This is a genomic window from Actinopolymorpha cephalotaxi, assembly GCF_013408535.1.
In the GTDB taxonomy this organism is placed as follows: Bacteria; Actinomycetota; Actinomycetes; order Propionibacteriales; family Actinopolymorphaceae; genus Actinopolymorpha; species Actinopolymorpha cephalotaxi.
Genome location: NZ_JACBZA010000001.1, coordinates 721,279 through 738,794 on the forward strand (window position 1 = coordinate 721,279; position 17,516 = coordinate 738,794).

17 protein-coding genes are annotated in these 17,516 nt (G+C 72.1%); 13 read left to right on the forward strand and 4 right to left on the reverse strand.

All coding sequences use genetic code 11. The features are described from left to right. Positions 1-4 precede the first annotated feature (4 nt). From FHR37_RS03255 to FHR37_RS03275, 5 genes are all read left to right on the forward strand, one after another. Complete coding sequence (locus tag FHR37_RS03255) at positions 5-1,030, forward strand: carbohydrate ABC transporter permease (protein ID WP_092886918.1); 1,026 nt, start codon at positions 5-7, stop codon at positions 1,028-1,030. Positions 1,031-1,039: 9 nt separating this feature from the next. Beyond that, positions 1,040-2,158, forward strand: coding sequence for an ABC transporter ATP-binding protein (locus FHR37_RS03260; RefSeq protein ID WP_092886920.1), 1,119 nt, complete (start codon positions 1,040-1,042; stop codon positions 2,156-2,158). A gap of 72 nt (positions 2,159-2,230) precedes the next feature. Beyond that, a complete protein-coding gene (locus FHR37_RS03265) occupies positions 2,231-3,430 on the forward strand; it encodes an ABC transporter ATP-binding protein (protein WP_092886922.1) in 1,200 nt (399 codons plus the stop codon). Further along, entirely contained in the window at positions 3,414-4,115 is a 702-nt protein-coding gene (locus FHR37_RS03270) for a hypothetical protein (protein ID WP_092886924.1), read from the forward strand. Before FHR37_RS03265 ends, FHR37_RS03270 begins: the two co-directional genes overlap by 17 nt. 158 nt (positions 4,116-4,273) lie before the next feature. Beyond that, the gene (locus tag FHR37_RS03275) at positions 4,274-4,420 is read left to right on the forward strand and encodes a hypothetical protein (protein WP_175542719.1); all 147 of its coding nucleotides are present in this window, start codon (positions 4,274-4,276) and stop codon (positions 4,418-4,420) included. A 91-nt stretch (positions 4,421-4,511) separates the two neighbouring features. Here FHR37_RS03275 and FHR37_RS03280 read toward each other — a convergent pair whose 3' ends face one another. After that, positions 4,512-7,532: a M36 family metallopeptidase gene (locus FHR37_RS03280; protein WP_092886925.1), complete on the reverse strand. Its 3,021-nt coding sequence runs from the start codon at positions 7,530-7,532 to the stop codon at positions 4,512-4,514. 251 nt (positions 7,533-7,783) lie between these two features. Between FHR37_RS03280 and nudC the strand changes: the two genes are divergently transcribed. The 7 genes from nudC (at position 7,784) to FHR37_RS03315 (ending at position 13,235) form a co-directional block, all read left to right on the forward strand. Then, positions 7,784-8,788 carry an NAD(+) diphosphatase gene (gene nudC, locus FHR37_RS03285; RefSeq protein WP_092886927.1) on the forward strand — a complete coding sequence of 335 codons (1,005 nt, stop codon included), beginning with the start codon at positions 7,784-7,786 and terminating at the stop codon, positions 8,786-8,788. A gap of 162 nt (positions 8,789-8,950) precedes the next feature. Continuing rightward, positions 8,951-9,205: a mycoredoxin gene (locus FHR37_RS03290; protein ID WP_092886930.1), complete on the forward strand. Its 255-nt coding sequence runs from the start codon at positions 8,951-8,953 to the stop codon at positions 9,203-9,205. 95 nt (positions 9,206-9,300) lie between these two features. Further along, complete coding sequence (locus FHR37_RS03295; protein WP_092886933.1) at positions 9,301-11,463, forward strand: ATP-dependent DNA helicase UvrD2; 2,163 nt, start codon at positions 9,301-9,303, stop codon at positions 11,461-11,463. A 170-nt stretch (positions 11,464-11,633) separates the two neighbouring features. After that, the gene (locus FHR37_RS03300) at positions 11,634-11,903 is read left to right on the forward strand and encodes a hypothetical protein (RefSeq protein WP_092886936.1); all 270 of its coding nucleotides are present in this window, start codon (positions 11,634-11,636) and stop codon (positions 11,901-11,903) included. A gap of 270 nt (positions 11,904-12,173) precedes the next feature. Continuing rightward, a complete protein-coding gene (locus tag FHR37_RS03305) occupies positions 12,174-12,458 on the forward strand; it encodes a WhiB family transcriptional regulator (protein WP_092886939.1) in 285 nt (94 codons plus the stop codon). 155 nt (positions 12,459-12,613) lie between these two features. Next, positions 12,614-12,778, forward strand: coding sequence for a hypothetical protein (locus FHR37_RS03310; protein WP_175542720.1), 165 nt, complete (start codon positions 12,614-12,616; stop codon positions 12,776-12,778). Positions 12,779-13,073: 295 nt separating this feature from the next. Beyond that, positions 13,074-13,235: a hypothetical protein gene (locus tag FHR37_RS03315; protein WP_175542721.1), complete on the forward strand. Its 162-nt coding sequence runs from the start codon at positions 13,074-13,076 to the stop codon at positions 13,233-13,235. A gap of 43 nt (positions 13,236-13,278) precedes the next feature. Here FHR37_RS03315 and FHR37_RS03320 read toward each other — a convergent pair whose 3' ends face one another. The 3 genes from FHR37_RS03320 to FHR37_RS03330 all read right to left on the reverse strand — a co-directional run bounded on the left by FHR37_RS03320 (position 13,279) and on the right by FHR37_RS03330 (position 16,799). Further along, the gene (locus tag FHR37_RS03320) at positions 13,279-14,634 is read right to left on the reverse strand and encodes an ABC1 kinase family protein (RefSeq protein WP_092886948.1); all 1,356 of its coding nucleotides are present in this window, start codon (positions 14,632-14,634) and stop codon (positions 13,279-13,281) included. 160 nt (positions 14,635-14,794) lie between these two features. Beyond that, entirely contained in the window at positions 14,795-15,664 is an 870-nt protein-coding gene (locus tag FHR37_RS03325) for an LLM class flavin-dependent oxidoreductase (protein WP_092886951.1), read from the reverse strand. 67 nt (positions 15,665-15,731) lie between these two features. Beyond that, complete coding sequence (locus FHR37_RS03330; RefSeq protein ID WP_092886954.1) at positions 15,732-16,799, reverse strand: ThiF family adenylyltransferase; 1,068 nt, start codon at positions 16,797-16,799, stop codon at positions 15,732-15,734. Positions 16,800-16,919: 120 nt separating this feature from the next. Between FHR37_RS03330 and FHR37_RS03335 the strand changes: the two genes are divergently transcribed. Then, complete coding sequence (locus FHR37_RS03335; protein ID WP_202818306.1) at positions 16,920-17,516, forward strand: hypothetical protein; 597 nt, start codon at positions 16,920-16,922, stop codon at positions 17,514-17,516.

Below are 17,516 nucleotides of genomic sequence, written 5' to 3' on the forward strand. Positions count from 1 at the left end.
AGACATGCTCTTCCCACGCGTGGGGCGTAAGCAGCCGATGCTGCGGATCGCCTGGTGGCTGGTCGTGGCGTTCCTGTGCCTCGGCATCACCCTGCACCTGTTTCCCTTCTATTTCATGGCGATCACGTCGTTCAAGTCCGGCCAGGAGGTGCTGCAGTTCCCGCCGACCTGGTGGCCGCACGACGGGACCCTGGCCGGCTGGCGGCTGGTGGTGAGCCTGGTCCAGGGCAGCAACACCGCCGCGACGACCCTGATGGACGGGCCGTTCTGGCAGTTCTTCCTGAACTCGGTGAACATCACCTTCTGGGTGCTGGTGCTCGGCATTCCGATCACCTCGCTGGCGGCGTACGCCAACTCCAAGTTGCAGACGGGTCCCCTTGCCCGCTGGTCGTTCCTGTTCTTCATCGGCACGCTGATGATGCCGGCGGCGCTCACCCTGATCCCCAACTACCTGCTGACCCGCAACTTCCCGTTCGCCCTTCCGGACGCGCCGTCGTTCTTCGGCAGCGACACCCTCGTCTGGCCCAACGTCCGGATCTGGGACACCCACTGGGCGGTGATCCTGCCGATCGTGTTCCAGGCATTCAACTTCCTTCTTTTCAAGGGGTTCTTCGACACGATCCCGAACTCCGTGATCCAGGCGGCCCGAGTGGACGGCGGTTCGGAGTTCAACATCTTCCGCCGGATCGTGCTGCCGATGAGTGTGCCGGTGTACGCCGTGGCGATCTGGGGTGCGTTCAGCGGCGCCTGGGACCAGTTCCTGTGGCCGCTGGTGGTGTTGCAGAGTCCGGACAAGATGCCGGCCTCGGTGGAGATCTACAACCTGTTGCAGAAGTTCACCCAGGCGGGCGCGACGGACGCCAACCAGGCCAGCGCGGCGGCCCAGCAGATGCAGCAGATCCTGTCCGCCGGCATGTCGTGGAACGGCCTGATGGTGCTCGGCATCCTGCAGTCGCTGCCGGTGTTCATCGCGTTCATCGTCTGCCGTGAGTACCTGCTGCGCGGCATCCGCCTGCGCGGCCTGAAGTGAGGATGGCCGATGGCGTCGATCGAGATCGAGCAGGTACGCAAGCGCTACCAGGCCGAGCAGGTGGTCGACCCGCACGGCGGGGGCCGGCCGGCCCTGGACGGGGTGAGCCTGTCCCTCGCCGAGGGTGAGACGGTCAGCGTGGTGGGCTCGTCCGGCTGTGGCAAGTCCACCCTGCTCAAGGTGGTCGCGGGGCTCGAGTACCCCGAGTCCGGCCGCGTCCTCTACAACGGCCAGGACGTCACCTACGTACGCCCGCAGGAACGCGGTGTGGGCATGGTGTTCCAGGACTACGCGCTCTACCCGTCGATGAAGGGGAAGGGCAACCTGGCCTACTACTTCGAGGTGCACGACCGCACCGAGGAGGAGGCCGAGCAGCGCACCCGGGAGACCGCCGAGCGGATGGGGATCGGCTTCGAGCAGTTGCTCGGCCGGGTGCCCGACACCCTGTCCGGCGGCGAGCAGCAGCGGGTGGCGATCGGGCGGTGCATCGTCCGGGAACCCCAGCTGTTCCTGATGGACGAGCCGATCTCCAACCTGGACGCCAAGCTGCGCGAACGCACCCGGGTGGAGATCCGCAAACTGCTGCGGAAGTTCGCGATCACCACGTTGTACGTCACCCACGACCAGCAGGAGGCCATCTTCATGGGCGACCGGATCGCGGTGATGCGCGACGGCCGGATCGAGCAGGTCGGCACGTTCGACGAGCTGTACTCCACCCCGGCCAACCTGTTCGTGGCGACGTTCGTCGGCGCCCCGCCGATGGCGGTGATCCCGGCGGCGATCGACGCGGGCCGGGTCACCGTGCCCGGAGGCGCCTGGCAGCTGCCGGACAATCTCGCCGGGTCGTTGCCGACCGGGCCGGTGCGGGTCGGCGTACGCCCGGAGGGGTGGCTGCTGGACACCGCCGACGGCGCGCCGCTGCGGGTGCGGCACCGCGAGCGGATCCCCACCGAGCGGGCGAGTTTCCTGTACGGCCGGCTGGGCGAGGCCAACGTCGCGGTGACCGCGCCCGTCGACTACCCCGACCGGTCCGAGGTGGCGATCACCCCGGACTGGGAGCGGGCGTACGTGTTCGCCGCCGACGGAGAGGAGCCGCACCATGTCCCCGGGGTACTCGAACTGTTCTGAGACGGCACCTGAACGACCGGAACCAGAACGGCCGGAACGACCAGAACGACCGGAACGAGGAGGGCCGGCACGGTGAACGCGATCGCGGTGGACAACCTGGTCAAGCAGTTCGCGGAGAAACGCGCCGTCGACGGGGTGAGCTTCGAGATCGCCGCCGGTGAGTTGCTCGTCCTGGTCGGCCCCTCGGGCTGCGGCAAGACGACGACGTTGCGGTTGCTGGCCGGCCTGGAGCCCGCCACCTCCGGTGAGATCCGCTTCGGCGAGCGGCTGGTGAACGAGATCAGGCCGCGGGACCGCAACATCGCCATGGTGTTCCAGGACTACGCGATCCTGCCGCACATGACGGTGTTCGAGAACATCGCCTACGGCCTGCGGTCCCGGCGTACGCCCCGCGCGGAGGTCCGGACCGCGGTGCCGAAGGCCGCGGCGACCTTCCGGATCGACCACCTGCTGGCCCGCAAGCCCCGGCAGCTGTCCGGTGGCGAACGCCAGCGGGTGGCGCTGTCACGGGCGATGGTGCGGGACGCCGCGCTGTATCTCTACGACGAACCGCTGTCCAACCTCGATGCCCAGCTGCGCTACCAGGCCCGCGAGGACATCCTCACCCTGCACCGGGAGAAGCGCCGGCCCACCGTCTACGTCACCCACGACCAGTCCGAGGCGATGGCGCTCGGCGACCGGATCGCGGTGATGAACGCCGGCCGGATCCAGCAGATCGGCACCGGGGCGGAGCTGTACGACCACCCCGCCAACCTGTTCGTGGCGTACTTCATCGGCACGCCCAGCATCAACCTGTTCGACATGGTGGTGCGCGGCGACGGCGGCGGGCTGGTGGCCGAGGGCGCGGGCCTGCGGCTGCCGCTGGATCCGAGCGCGACCGAACGCCTGCGCCCGTACGTCGACCGGCCGGTGAAGCTGGGCGTGCGGCCCGAGCACCTGCACGTGCCGCGGATGGCGCCGTTCGAGGTCACCGAGGAGAACACCGTGCACGGCGTGGTCAACCTGGTCGAGCCCACGTCCAGCGGCAGCACCGTCTACCTCAGCCTGCCGGAGGGGCCGGGCGGCGCGGAGGGCCAGGACTTCGTGGCGACGTTCAAGGTGCGGGTGCCGGCCAGCTACCTCGACCAGGAGATCCCGCTCGGCGTGGACATGGCGAAGGTGCACCTGTTCGACGCCGAGACCGGTGCGTCGCTGCCGGCCGCGGACGGGGCCGTCGCCGCCGGCGCGAACCCCTCGAGTGGGCAGGAGGCCGCCGGTGCCGTTCCTGGATGACATCGGGCCCGGCGACGAACGCCGGAGCCCGAGCTGGGCGACCTTCGCCACCGTCGCCGACCAGGTGGAGCGGATGGTGATGACGAACCTCGCCTGGGCGGCGGTGCTCGCGCCCGGCGTGGTGGCGCTGGCGTTCACCGGGCTGCCCGGGTGGCTGCGGGTGATCCTCGGGCTGGTCAGCGCGACGGCACTGCCACCGGCCACCGCGGTGGTGTACGGCGCCGCCGCCTCGGCCTGCCGGGGCCAGCAGGTCGACCTCGGGCTGGCCGGCGAACTTCTCCGTGAGCTCGGCGTATCCTCCCTCCGCAACCTGGCCCCGCTCTACGGGACGTTCGGTGTTCTCGTCTGGTCGGCGTGGGCCGCCTCGGCGGCCGGGCTCACCCCGCTGGTCACGGTGCTGACGCTGGCCGTGCTGGTCTGGTCGGTGTGCGGGACGTACTGGGGGCCGCTGTTCGCCGCCGACCCCTCGCTGTCGCCCGCGCGGCTCGCGGCCGAGTCGGTACGCCTGGTCTGGCAGGCGCCGGAACGCGCGCTGGTCACCTGGCTGCTGGTGGGGCTGTGCGTCCTGGTGGGCGTGGTGACGATCGCCGGGGTGGCGCTGATCGTGCCGGTGCTCGTCGCCGTCGCCCAAACCCACCGACTTCGTGACCTCCACTCCGTCGTGTCGACCCCACTTGCCCGCTGACACCACCTAGCATTCGACCATACGTTCGACCGCAACCTCTCCCAGCGGTTCTCGTCGTCGACCGGTCCGGCGGGCGGCGATGCGGGGTGGGGGCGCGGGCGGACGTGGTCCCGGGGTGGGGGTGTCCTTGCGTTCCGCGACGGGGAGGAGCCTTCACCGTGCGTCGTCTCGACCGAGCCCGCGAATACCTGCTGTGGTACGAAACGCACCGCCAACGATGGGTCGCCGTGCCGACCACGCGGGAGGGGATGCTCTTCGACGTGGAGTACGCCCTGCTCGTCGTGCTCGACCTCGACGGCTACTGACCCTGACCGCACCCACGAACCGGGGCGCCGGCCACGTGGTCGGCGCCCCGGTCGTGTGCTCCAGTTCGTGTACTCCGGTTGTGCACTCCGGTCAGTGACCTGTGCCGTACACCGCCAGCTCCACCGAGTCGACGAACTCACAACCGGTGTAGTTGCCCGGGCAGGTGGACCCACCGGCCTCGGCCAGCTGGGTGCCCAGCATGGTGTAGCGGACGTACCTCACGCCGGTGGTGCCCGCCGACAGCGGCACGGCGTTCAGCTTGTTGCGGTTGGCCAGGCCGAAGTGGCCCTGGGCCGCCGTCGTCCAGGCCGTGCCGTCCCTCGAGGTCTCCACGCGGTAGTCGCCGGTGGAGGAGCTGCCGCCGTCGCCGCAGGTCGCGGTGGGGTCGACGGCCAGCTCGGAGATGTCCACCGCCCGCGGCAGCTGGACCACGACGTACCTCGGGTCGACCGAGCTCGCCGGGGTGCCGGGCACCGCGTCGGTCGACCAGCCCGAGCCCAGCGACTGGTCGAACATCGACTCCGGCCCGCAGCCGTAGTCGCTGTAGTCGTCGCCGTTGGCGTCGGTCACCGCGCTGCCTCCGGCGAGCGCGGCCCAGTCGCGCCGGATCGACCAGTCGAGCGTGTTGGCTCCCCGGTGTACGGACACGGTCCGGGTCACCCGGTCGTAGCCCGCTCCCTGCGCGAACACCTTCGGGTAGGTGCCCGCGACCACGCCGGACATGGTGTAGCGCCCCTGCGCGTCGGTGACCGCGGCGTAGTCGCCGGCGAAACCGGAGTTGTGGCCGCCGAACGCCACCGTCGCTCCGGCCACCGGGCCGCCGGAGTCCGCGTCGGTCACCCGGCCCGCGAGGGTTCCGGTGGGAGTGCCGGCCGGCGGCGGGGTGGAGAAGTCCTCCACCGGCGAGGTGTCGTCTCCGTCGACCGAGCCGGCGAAGTAGCCCATGCCCCGGTGGGCGAAGACCTGCCAGATCGCGGTGTGCGCCCGCCCGTGGTCGACCACCAGGTCGGCCTGCAGGATGGAGTTGCGCATGTCGAGGTACGACGGGTTGGCCGGCGACAGCTCCATCGCCCGGGTGACCAGCGACTCGGTGCGGGTGGACCCCAGCCGGGTACGCAGATCCCACAGCGTGGCTGCCCAGATCTCGCCGTCCGCGTGCACCTCCGGGCCGCCGCCGATCCGGCCGAAGTCGCCGTAGGTGTAGCCACCGGGGCCGGTCGCCGGCGTACCCGGGCACTTCGGCGAGGTGGACCCCACGGGACAGTCGATCGGCTGGCTGCGGATCAGGTCCTGCCCGTGGCCGACGTACTCGCCGACGCGCACCTCACCGGGCGCGCGGGTGTCCCTGACCAGGCCGGTGCGGACGAGGAAGTCCTCGGCGTACCAGTCGCTCCACGCCTCGCCCATCGAGCCGGCCTGGACGTTGCCCAGCGTGGACACGCCGTCGGCGTCCACGACGAGCCGGTTGGACAGGCCGTGGGTGTACTCGTGGTAGACGATCCCGGCGTCGTTGGCGCCGCTGGCGGCGAGGAACGGGTCGCTCGGGTCGCCGGGCATCCGCCAGAGGTACATCTGCATCCGCGGCTGGATGCCGTCGGGCGGGGTGGCCATGTTGGCGTTGTCGATGTGCAGCGGGTCGGGCAGCCCGCCGCTCGCGGTGGCCGCGCCGTCGAGGTTCTCGCCCTGCACGGCGTCGTCGTCGACCGCCTCGAAGTTGCCGGCCTGCCGGGTGAAGCCGATCGGGGAGGCGGCGAGGTGGTCGTGGTACTTCCCGAGGAAGTAGAACAGCTGGGCGCCGTCTCGACGCCGGTTGACCTGCCAGGACTTCGGCGTCGCGGGGTCCCAGGTGCACGGGAAGAGCGCCGAGCAGTCACCGCCCAGCGCGAACGCCCTGAGTGGGAACCGGAACGAACCCCTGCCGGCCGGCGCGATCTCCTCGGTCGGCTCGGCGAAGTCGTCGTCGTTGGCGTCGGTGTAGACGTGGGCGACGTTGCCGGCCAGCTTCGGGGAGTCGGTCGGCAGCCACCTGGCGGGCAGGTTCACGGTGTGGGTACGCCCGCCGCGCGGCGCGCCGGGGTAGTTGTCCACGACGTCGGCGCGGTCGTGCTGCACCAGGTCGCGCCGGTAGAGCACCCGGCCGCTCGCCGCGTCGACCACGTGGAGGTACATCGCGGTGCGGCTGGGGGAGGTGATGGTCTGCCAGGCCAGGCGCGGACCGGCAGTGGTCACGAAGACCACCAGCTGCGCCCGGTCACCGCCAGAGAAGACCGTCTCGCGCGCCGGACCCCTGCCAGGCTTGGCGGTTGCCCGCTTCGGGGTGGCGAACACGTCGGCGACCGCGGCCCGCCGGGCGCGATCGGCGGACAACTGCGGCGCGGGCAGACCCGTCGGAAGCCCGGCGACCGGAGAGCCGTCCAGCGAGACCAGCCGGCCGTCGCGGGCGACGTGCGCCTTCAGCCCGTTGCCGAACACCGGGACGCCGCCCACCGACTGGACGAACGACAGATGGTGGGTGCCGCCGACGTCGACATAGTCCTGGCGCAGGGTCAGCCGGTCCACGTCGGCGGCCGACAGACCCAGCCCGGTCAGGTGCGCGCGGACGTAGGACAGCGCGACCGACTTCGGCGCGGCCGTGCTCGGCGCGGTGAGGAAGCCGTCGGTACGCGCGACCTGGCGCGGCGTGCCGGTCACCGGGTCGATGTCGACGATGCCCTCCCGGCCCAGGGACCTGCGCAGCGTCGCGACCGCCGGCCGGGCGGCGAACTTCGCGGCCCGGCGCTGCAGGCTCGCCCTGGCGGCGGGCGGGGTGCGGGAGTCGTAGAACGCCGGCTTGTCGCCGGGGCCGGTCTGCCGGCTGCCGGACGCCACCGGCGACCCCGGGGAGTGGGCGCCGGCCGGGTGGCCCGGCCTGGCGGACCTGTGCGGCTGGGCCGTCTGCGGGGAGGCGGCGAAGGCGTTCGCCGCGGGCAGCAGTCCGGCGGTGAGCAGGGCTCCGGCCGCGAGCAGCGCCTGGCGGCGTACGCGAGCCGGCCGAGGGGAACGAGGTGGGGCGCCGGGCGCGGCACCCGGCGGAGAGCCGGGCGGGGAACCGGAGAGCGAAGCGAAACGCATACCGTGCCTCCTTCGTGAGGCGTCGGGTCAGGTCCGCGAGCGACCTGGGCCGGCCGCGGAGCTGAGCGCTGGAAGTCGCAGCGGGAACGGTAGTCCCGCCTTCGGACAGTTCGTTCCCCTCTTTCCCCAAAGTTGACGTACGGCCCGCATGCGGGGCTCGGCCGGGAACGGTCGTCGGCCGGCGGTCCACCGTGGCCCGCCGTGGACGCGCGGACGACGGGGCCGCGGTAGCGCCGTTACAGTGGTCGACCGTGCCTCGCCTCTCCTCGCTCGCCCTTGCCCGCGCCACCCTCGACCGAGCGACGGAGCGTCGCCGCGACCCCGACTGGGTGGCCGCACTGTGGGCCGACCCCAGGGCTCGGGCCGTCCCCGTCCTCGCGGGGAAGGTGCCGGTGAGCGACGACCTCACGTCGCTGGTCTACGTCGGCCCGGCCGTGCTCGACTCGCTCGCTGTCGTGGGCGCCGGCGCCGGTACGCCCGACGATCCGGCCGGCGGGGCGGACCCCGCCGCGAGTGCGGGGGAGCGGTACTTCCTGGGCCTGGACTCCGACGACGTGCCGTACTTCGCCGTCGCGTTGGCCGGCGACCCCGGCGACCCGGATCTCGACGCGCTCCTCGGCGGCCCGGCCGCGGTGAAGGTCGGCTGGGCGGGACTGCGCGAGGTCGGCGGCACCCTGCCCGACCGGGACGCGGGCGTGGTCGTGCACGCCGTCGCCCTGGTCAATTGGCACGCCGCTCACCAGCACTGTGCGCGGTGTGGCGCGCGGACCCGGCCGACCGACGGCGGGCACGTGCGCCGCTGCCCGGACTGCGAGACCCAGCACTTCCCGCGTACGGATCCGGCGATCATCGTCCTGGTCACCGACGCCGACGACCGCTGCCTGCTCGGCCGGCAGGGAAGCTGGCCGGTGGGGCGGTTCTCCACGCTGGCCGGCTTCGTGGAGCCGGGTGAGCCGCTGGAGCACGCCGTGGCCCGGGAGGTGCACGAGGAGACCGGCATCGACGTCGTCGACGCGGAGTACGCCGGCAGCCAGCCGTGGCCGTTCCCGTCCAGCCTGATGCTCGGCTTCTTCGCCCGGGCGATCTCCACCGACATCAAGGTGGACGAGGAGGAGATCGTCGAGGCTCGCTGGCTGAGCCGGGCCGACCTCAGGGCCGCGGTGGAGTCGGGGGACCTGCTGCTGCCCGGCGAGGTGTCGATCGCCCGCCGGCTGATCGAGACGTGGTACGGCTCGCCGCTGTCCGGCTCGTGGTGACTCGCCCTTCCGCGCCCCTCCTGTCCCGCGCGGGCCCGAACGCCTCCTCCCGGGAAGAAGCACGGCCGCCCGGTCGTTGACCACTACGCCGCGTACGGCAGAACCGACAGAAGCGAAACGCCCGGCAGAAACGACATGTCCGGCCCGTCTGGAAGGACCCCGATGTCACAGACGTCGAACTCGATCACGATGTACTCCACACCGTGGTGTGGCTACTGCCGCCGGCTCAAGGGGCAGATGGAACGCGCCGGGATCGCCTACACCGAGGTCGACATCGAGCAGCAGCCCGAGGCGGCCGAACTGGTGATGAAGGTCAACGGCGGCAACCAGACCGTGCCGACCGTGGTGTTCCCGGACGGTTCGGCCCTGACCAACCCGTCGCTGGCCCAGGTGCAGGAGCGGCTCGCCGCCGTCTGAGCGGCAACCCTCCTGCTTTCCTTACCCCTTCCTCCCGGTTCGCCCCGGCACCCTGACCCGGGTGTCGGGGCGAGCTGTCGGAGCGAACTGGAATCATGGGCGAAGTGACCGACCTTCTCACCGGGCTCGCCGGACTCGCCGGCGCCCCGGGATCCCGGCCCGCACCGACCGCCGACGAGGTGCTGGCCGCGCTCGATCCCGAGCAGCGTGAGGCGGCCACGTCGCTTTCCGGTCCGCTGTGCATCCTGGCCGGCGCCGGCACCGGCAAGACCCGGGCGATCACCCACCGGATCGCCTACGCCGTCCTCTCCGGCCGCTGGCAGCCGCAGACCGTGCTGGCGGTGACCTTCACCACCCGCGCGGCCGGCGAGATGCGCGGGCGGCTGCGCGAGCTCGGGGTGGCCGGGGTGCAGGCCCGCACCTTCCACTCCGCGGCGCTGCGCCAGGCGCGTTACTTCTGGCCGCAGGTGTACGGCGGTGAGCTCCCGCCGATCGTCGACAGCAAGCTGCGGTTCGTGGCCGAGGCCGCCTCGCGGTGCCGCGTCCAGGCCGACCTCGCCGGCCGCCGCGACCTCGCCAGCGAGATCGAGTGGGCCAAGGTCAGCAACGTCCGCCCGGACGACTACCCCCGGGTGGCCGCCAAGGCGGGCCGGCAGGTCGCGGGCTACGACGCCGCCACGGTGTCGCACGTGTTCGCCGCCTACGAGGAGGTACGCCGCGACCGCGGCCACCTCGACCTCGAGGACGTCCTGCTGTGCACCGTGGCGCTGCTGGCCGACTCGCCGAAGGTCGCCGCCGCCGTCCGCTCCCAGTACCGCCACTTCGTCGTGGACGAGTACCAGGACGTCAGCCCGGTCCAGCAGACCCTGCTCGACCTGTGGGCCGGGGACCGTTCCGACATCTGCGTGGTCGGCGACGCGAGCCAGACGATCTACTCCTTCGCCGGCGCCAGCCCGGCGTACCTCCTCGACTTCACCAAGCGGCACAGCGGCGCCACCGTCGTCCGGCTGGAGCGCGACTACCGCTCCACCCCGCAGGTGGTCCGGGTGGCCAACGGCCTGCTCGCCTCGGCTCGCGGCCCGGCCAGCCGGCATCGGCTCACCCTGCGCGCACAGCGTCCCGACGGCCCCGAGCCCACCTTCACCGAGTACGCCGACGAGGTGGAGGAGGCCGAGGACGTCGCCCGGGCGATCCAGCGGCTGGCCCGGAAGGGCACACCCCTGCGGGAGATCGCCGTCCTGTTCCGGGTCAACGCGCAGTCGGAGGCTTTCGAGCAGGCGCTCGCCGAGCGTGGTGTCCGCTACCTCGTGCGCGGCGGGGAACGGTTCTTCGATCGGCCGGAGGTACGCGAGGCGATCGTCCTGCTGCGCGGAGCCGTCCGGGCCGCGGAGATGTCCGGCGCCGGGCTGGTCGCCGACGTGCACGCGGTCCTCGCCGCCACCGGCTGGACGCAGGAGGCCCCGACCGGCTCGGGTGCGGTGCGTGAGCGGTGGGAGTCGCTGACGGCGCTGGCCTCGCTCGCCGGCGACCTCGCGGAGGAGTACCCCGACGCCGATCTCGCGGCGTTCCTCACGGTGGTCGACGAACGCGTCGCCGCCCAGCACGCCCCCGCCGCCGACGGAGTCACCCTCGCCACCCTGCACGCGGCCAAGGGTCTGGAGTGGGACGCGGTGTTCCTGGCCGGTGTGCACGAGGGCACCGTTCCGATCACGTACGCCGAGACAGAGGAGCAGGTGGAGGAGGAGCGCCGCCTCCTGTACGTCGGGGTGACCCGGGCGCGGGAGCACCTGGCCGTGTCCTGGTCGCGGTCCCGCATCCCCGGCGGGCGGGGCCGTCGGGGGCCGTCCCGGTTCCTCGCCGCGGTCCGGCCGAAGGGGTCCGCCGCCGCCGACGCCACCGAGGTCCGCGGCGGGGGCGAACGATCGGGCAGGCGTACGACCACCCGGTCGGTGGCGCGCTGCCGCGCCTGCGGCCAGCCGCTGCACGATGCCGCGGAGCGCAAGGTGGGCCGCTGCACCGACTGCCCGGCCACCTACGACGAGTCGATGTTCGAGCGGCTGCGCACCTGGCGTACCGAACAGGCCCAGGAACAACGCGTTCCGGCCTACTGCGTCTTCACCGACGCCACCTTGATCGCGATCGCGGAGGCCTGCCCGTCAGGAGAGTCCGAGCTGGCCGGCATCCCGGGGGTCGGTGGGACCAAACTCAAGCGCTACGCCGACGACGTGCTGGCGATCTGTGCGGGCGAGCCCGGCTGACCACCGGGCGTCTCGAGGAGCCGATCGGCGGCCGATCCGCCCGGCCCGGAAACGTTGAAAACTCCCTCGTTAATTCCGTTGCCTGGCTCAGACAGCAGGCACTAGTGTCATCATCACTCCCGCCGCCGCTCTGCGGCGCCGCATGTCTAGACCGAGAGGAGGGGGTCCCAGTGATCGTTACGACCGACGTGTCGCGCGAGCTGATGGTCGACACCTCCGTCTCGGTTCACCTGATCGCGAGCCGTTGCGTCTCGCCCGTCAAGCTGCCGCGCCCGGGGACCACTGTGTCCGGCGGCGGTGTCGACGTTCGCGTCCGCGCGCTCGATGTCCGTGACGACGTCGTGACCAAGTCCCTCCCGGCCTTCCTGAAGGGCGTTTCCGCCCCGATCGCCAAGGCCCCCGTGTCGGGTGTTCCAGCCTGGAGCCCACCAGATCGATGAGAAATCACGACTGGCGCCTCCAAGGCCGCGGAATCCCGAACCGGGATCCGCGGCCTTCTTGTTTCTCCGGACCCAAAGGCGGCAGTCGATGAGCCAGCACCACCGCAGATACGCACCACAGCACCATCCGCCCCACCGCTACAACCCGCTTCACCCGCAGCACCCGCTCCACCCGCAGCACAGCACCACCGGTTGGTCACCGAGCACGGGGTGGCCGGCCACCGGATGTACGGGCCCAGCACGACACCAGACACAAGGAGGTGACTGGAAGTGAGTCTTAGCGTCCTCGACGCCGTGACAACGGACGTCGTGACGGAGGCAGAGCTTCCCTGCCGCTCTTCCGACCCGGAGCTCTTCTTCGCGGAGTCCCCGGCGGACGTCGAGTTCGCGAAAACCATCTGCCATGACTGCCCCATCCGGCGGGAGTGCCTCGAAGGCGCGCTCGCCCGGCGAGAGCCGTGGGGAGTCTGGGGTGGCGAACTCTTCATCGCAGGAGTGGTCGTCGCGCGCAAGAGGCCGCGCGGACGTCCCCGTAAGAACGAAGTCGCCGCATGACCACCATCCGACCGAGCACGTCGGCCCGGCCGCGCCGGACCGTCGCCTCCCTTCGCACAGGGAATCCGATGACCGATCACCTCCACACCGAGCACTCCCTCACCCCGGCACTTCGGGGGAGGTCCACCAGCACCGCCAGCACAAGGAGCACCACGATGAATCTTCTCCACGAAGACCTGGCACGAGCGCAGATACAGGCGCGCCTCGACGCCGGCCGGGAGCACCGGCGGGCCGCCGAGGCGCGCCGGGCACGGCGCCGCAACCGCGAGGAGCGCAAGCTCACCCTGCGGACCCTCCTGGTTCGGACGCGCTACGTCTGACCGGTAGGTAACGGCACCGTCTGCAACTGATCCGGCCGGGGTACCCCACACGGGGTGCCCCGGCCGTCGCATGTCTGCCACCCGTCGCCCGGGGTGATGCCCCCGGCCGTCGCATGTCTGCCGCCCGTAGCGACGGGATGTGTCGGACGGTGACCGGTCGCGGACCGAACGCCGGATAACGAAAAGGCCATGAGCAGGTGTCCGTAGCGTTGCTGTCACATTCGGCGTGGACCATGGGTGCATCGACCGGGCGCGGCCGCGGGGGAGCGGCCGCTGGCGAGAGGCGACGGCGATCATGATCGACTGCGACCTGTGTGGAACGACCGCTCCGGGGGAAGTGCCCCCACTCGGCTGGGTGGTGTCACGGGAGCGGGGAAGTGTCCAGCACTACTGCGACCGCTGCGCGCGCGAGAACGTACGCAACATCGAGTGCAGGTTGGCGCGCAGCTACTGGTGACGGACGGCCGGCCGGTCGCGGTGCGCCACCAGGCCGGTCCGGCTCAGGGCGCCGGCGACGCCTGACCGTCGGCCGCGCCGATCGCGGGTTCGTCGGTGAACCCGGGCAGCCAGCGTTCGAGTTCGGCCCGGAAGGGCGCCTCGGTGCCGAGCTGTGCCAGCACGCCGATGCCGCCGCTCCACACCCGGTGGATGAGGGCGTACGACGGCGGCAGGTTGAGCTTGAACGCCGTCTTCGCGCTCGTGCTGCGGACGTCGGTGATCCGCTGGAACTGCGACCGCATCCACTCCCGGCTGAACGTGAACGTCTCGTGCTGGGCCGGCTCGACGAACGGCTGGAGGTAGGTGTACAGCTCGTCCGCGTCGAGATCGATGTGCGGCTTGACGAATCCCTCGGCGCGCAGGCCCTCCAGGATGTTCTCGGCGTCGCCGTTCAGGCCGATGCGCAGCAGTCGGCCGATCTGGGGCGGGAAGCCGCCGGGAAGCCGGGCGACCAGGCCGAAGTCGAGCACGCCGAGCCGTCCGTCGGGCGTGATGCGGTAGTTGCCGGGGTGCGGGTCGGCGTGCAGCAGGCCGGCGCGGGCGGGTCCGGAGAACAGGAACCGCACGAACAGCAGGCCGGCGCGGTCGCGTTCCTCCTGCGTGCCGTGGGCGATCACCTGGCTGAGCGGCGTGCCGTCCAGCCAGTCGGTGACCAGCACATGCGGGGTGTGCAGCCGGACGTGCGGGATGGCGTAGTCGGGGTCGCCGTCATAGGCGGTGGCGAACTGCTCCTGGGCCTCCGCCTCGAGGCTGTAGTCGAGCTCCTCGTTGATCCGGGCCTTGAGCTCGGCCACCAGCGGCTTGACCTCCAGGCCGGGCATCCAGGTGGTGAACAGCCTGCTGAGCCGGGCGATCTGGTTGAGGTCGGAGCGCAGCGCCTCCGCGGCCCCGGGGTACTGGATCTTGACGGCGACGTCTCGTCCGCCCGGCCACTGGGCGCGGTGGACCTGCCCGATCGACGCCGACGCGGCCGGTTCGTCGCTGAAGTTGCGCAACCGCCGTCGCCAGTGCGGGCCGAGCTCGCGTTCGAGCACCTTGTGCACCCGGTCCGCCGACATCGGCGGCGCGGAGTCTTGCAGCTTGGTCAGCGTGGCGCGGTAGGGCCCGGCGAGGTGTTCGGGTAGGGCTGCCTCGAAGATCGACAGCGCCTGACCGAACTTCATCGCGCCGCCCTTGAGCTCGCCCAGCACCTTGAACAGCTGGTCCGCGGTGCGCCGCTGAGCCTCGGAGAGCACGACCTCGGCGGGCTTGCCGCCCAGCCGCTTGCCCAGTCCGAGCGCCGTCCGGCCGGCGATGCCGATGGGAAGACTCGCGAGCCGCGCGGTCCGGGCGACAGTGTGTCGGGGAAGATCGCTCACGGATCCATTGTCCAGGTAGCAGTCAACCTGGGCGTCGGCCGAGGGATGTATGCCGCCCTGCTCCCGAGGGCCGACCCGCGCGTTCGTGCGCAGGGTGACCTCCTCCGTACGCTTCGGTCACGGCGACCGTCACAGTTTCGTACGCCCGGTGACCTGGGCGTCACGCGTCGACCCGGGGCGGCCCGGCGCGGAGCCGGCGTTCGGACTCGGCGCGCACCTGCTCGATGTCGAAGCCCAGGCTCCAGTCGGCGTCCAGCCACCAGGTCGCGCCGGCGGCCGCCCACGGGCGGACCCGCTCCGCCGCGGCCCGAGGATCGTCCGCCGGCGTGCTGCCCTCGACCACCACGTCGTAGTCGTCCATGCCGAGCCCGGCCCCGGCCCGATGTGACCGGATCCACTCGACGCCGGACCGGAGCAGCTCGGGGGAGAACTCACCGCCCTGCCGGTCCGGATCGGTGGGAGCGTGATGGGGCAACCAGCCGTCCCAGCGCGCGGCCCGGGCCATCGACTTCGGGCGGGGCCAGGCGCCGACGACCCAGACGGGGATGCGGGGCCGCTGCACCGGTGCCGGTGGTGGCGGCGGAGCGAGCTCGCCGATCACGCGGGAGCGGTAGTGCCGGCCGTGGAAGTCGAACGCCCGCTCGCCCCACAGCCGCTGCAGCATCGCCAGGCCCTCGTCGAGTTGCTCGGCGCGCACTCGCCGGCCGGGGTCGTCCTCGAACAGCCAGAACCGGTCCTCGCCGGCGACGCCGAGGCCGACCGACAGCGTGACCCGGCCGCCGGAGAGGTTGTCCAGGGTGGAGGTCTGCCCGGCCAGCTCCCACGGCCGGCGCCGGGGAAGTGGGGTGAGCATCGTGCCTAGGCGAATCCGCCTGGTGCGGGTGGCCGCCGCGGCGAGGACGACCCACGGATCGATCGCCCAGATGCCCTCCCAGACGAAGAAGCCGTCCCAGCCGTGGGTCTCCGCGATCTCCGCCAGCTCCGCCGCCGCCCGGGCATCGCCGTAGGGCAGCACGAATCCGTATCTCATGGACAGAACCTAGAGGCGACCACCGACAGGGGCCGGCCACCGGGAGGGCCGGCCGGGCGGAGTGCGGTCAGGCGGCGACCGGTGCGGGTTCGGGATCCCAGTGGCAGCCGCACGCCGGGTGGGCCGCCCACGACCGCCGCCGGATGGTTCCGTGCGGGAGGGTCATCTCCAGGGTCGCGTCCACCGACGGCGGCCGGCCGCCGTCGAGGAACGCCAGCACGTGCAGGACGGCGTGCCCGGCGACCGCGGTGGCGAGTACGACGTCGCAGGCGGGCATCCCACTCGGCGCTTCGACGGTCTGGGCCAGGATGTCCGGCCATCGAGGGTCGCGGGCGGTGCGGTGCAGGTCGTGGCAGCGTACGCAGGAGGACGTACCGGGCAGGACGAACGGTCCGAGGATCGCCCGGCCCTCCCGCATCCGGACCACGAGGTGCGGGACCCCCGCGCGGACGAGCGCGTCGGCGAGGTTGCGGTCGGGCTCCTCGTCGGGCGCGAGCACCGCGAGGTCGGGACGTTCGGTCGTACCGCCGACGCCTCCGGCGCCGACCTCGGTCGAGGGCCCGGCGACCCTCGCGGCACGGGCGGCGCCGACGGCTCGCGGACGGCCGACGTCGCCCGTGCAGAGTCCGGCCGGCGCCAGGTCGGCGGGCCGGGTGACCGTGCGGTCGCTCACGTCGACGCGGCCCAGCCCCCCGGCGGCGAGCAGGGCGGCCACCGACGCGCCGATCCGGCCGGCGCCGAACACGCAGACGGCGGCGTCCCGGCGACGGCGGAGCCACTCGCCGTCGTCCGCCGGCATACCGAGCCGGCGGGCGGCGTGGTCGGGGGTCAGGCGTTCGCGTTCGGCCGGCCCGACCCCTTCCCACACCGACTCGGCGGAGCCGGCGTCCTGCAGGGCTCCGGCCTCGTCGAGCAGCCGGAGCAGCCGGTGCACCCGCGGCAGGCTGACTCCGTGGGCGAGCGCGGAGGTGATCAGATCCTCCTCCGAGCACGCGCCGGACAGGCTCTCGACCACGTGCCGCAGGCCGGGGTCGACCCCGGTGACCACCAGAGCGTAGGCGGGGTCCAGCCCGATCTGGACGGTCTGTCCGTCCCGCCAGACCCGGCGCAGGGCGGGCTTGATCTGTGGGCGCACGGGTGACCTCCCCGGAGGAGTCGGCGGCGTCGGGAACGAAGCCTGCCACGACCGAGGGGCCGCCGGTGGGCGTCGTCCACAGGCGGAGTTGTCCACAGGCGGTGTTATCGTCGGCGCAGGATGTGGGCGACCGCGATGCGCGCGGGGAGTGGAATCGACGTGGACGACAAGCCCGGCGCGAGCACGCTGGTCGACTCCGAGGAGTCCCGGCCCGCGCCCCCGAGCCTGGCCCGCCGGCTGCTCAGCTGGCAGTGGGTCGCCTTCACGCTGGTGGTCGTCCTGGCCGTCGCGGCGTTCCTGTTCCTCGCCTGGTGGCAGCTGGGACGGTTCGAGTCGCGGGCGGGTGACTGGCAGAACTTCGGCTACGCGCTGCAGTGGCCGTTCTTCGCGGTGTTCACGGTCTACGTGTGGTGGCGGCTGCTGCGGGAGAGCCGACGGGAGTCGATGGAACGACAGACCGCCGAGGGGCAGCCCGATCCGGGGCCCGGCGCTCGCCGGGGAGCCGACCGGCGTACCGGCGACGAACTGACCGAGGTGCCGCCACTGCCGCCGAAGCGGCTGGTGCGGCCGAGCGGGGGGGAAGACGACTCGGCGGTGCCGGCTGTGCCGACCGGGCCGGGTGAGTCGGAGGACCCGGATGACGCGACGGACGAGGCGGCGCTCACGGCGTACAACCGCTACCTGGCGGCCCTCCAGGAACGCTCCTCGCGCGCCTGA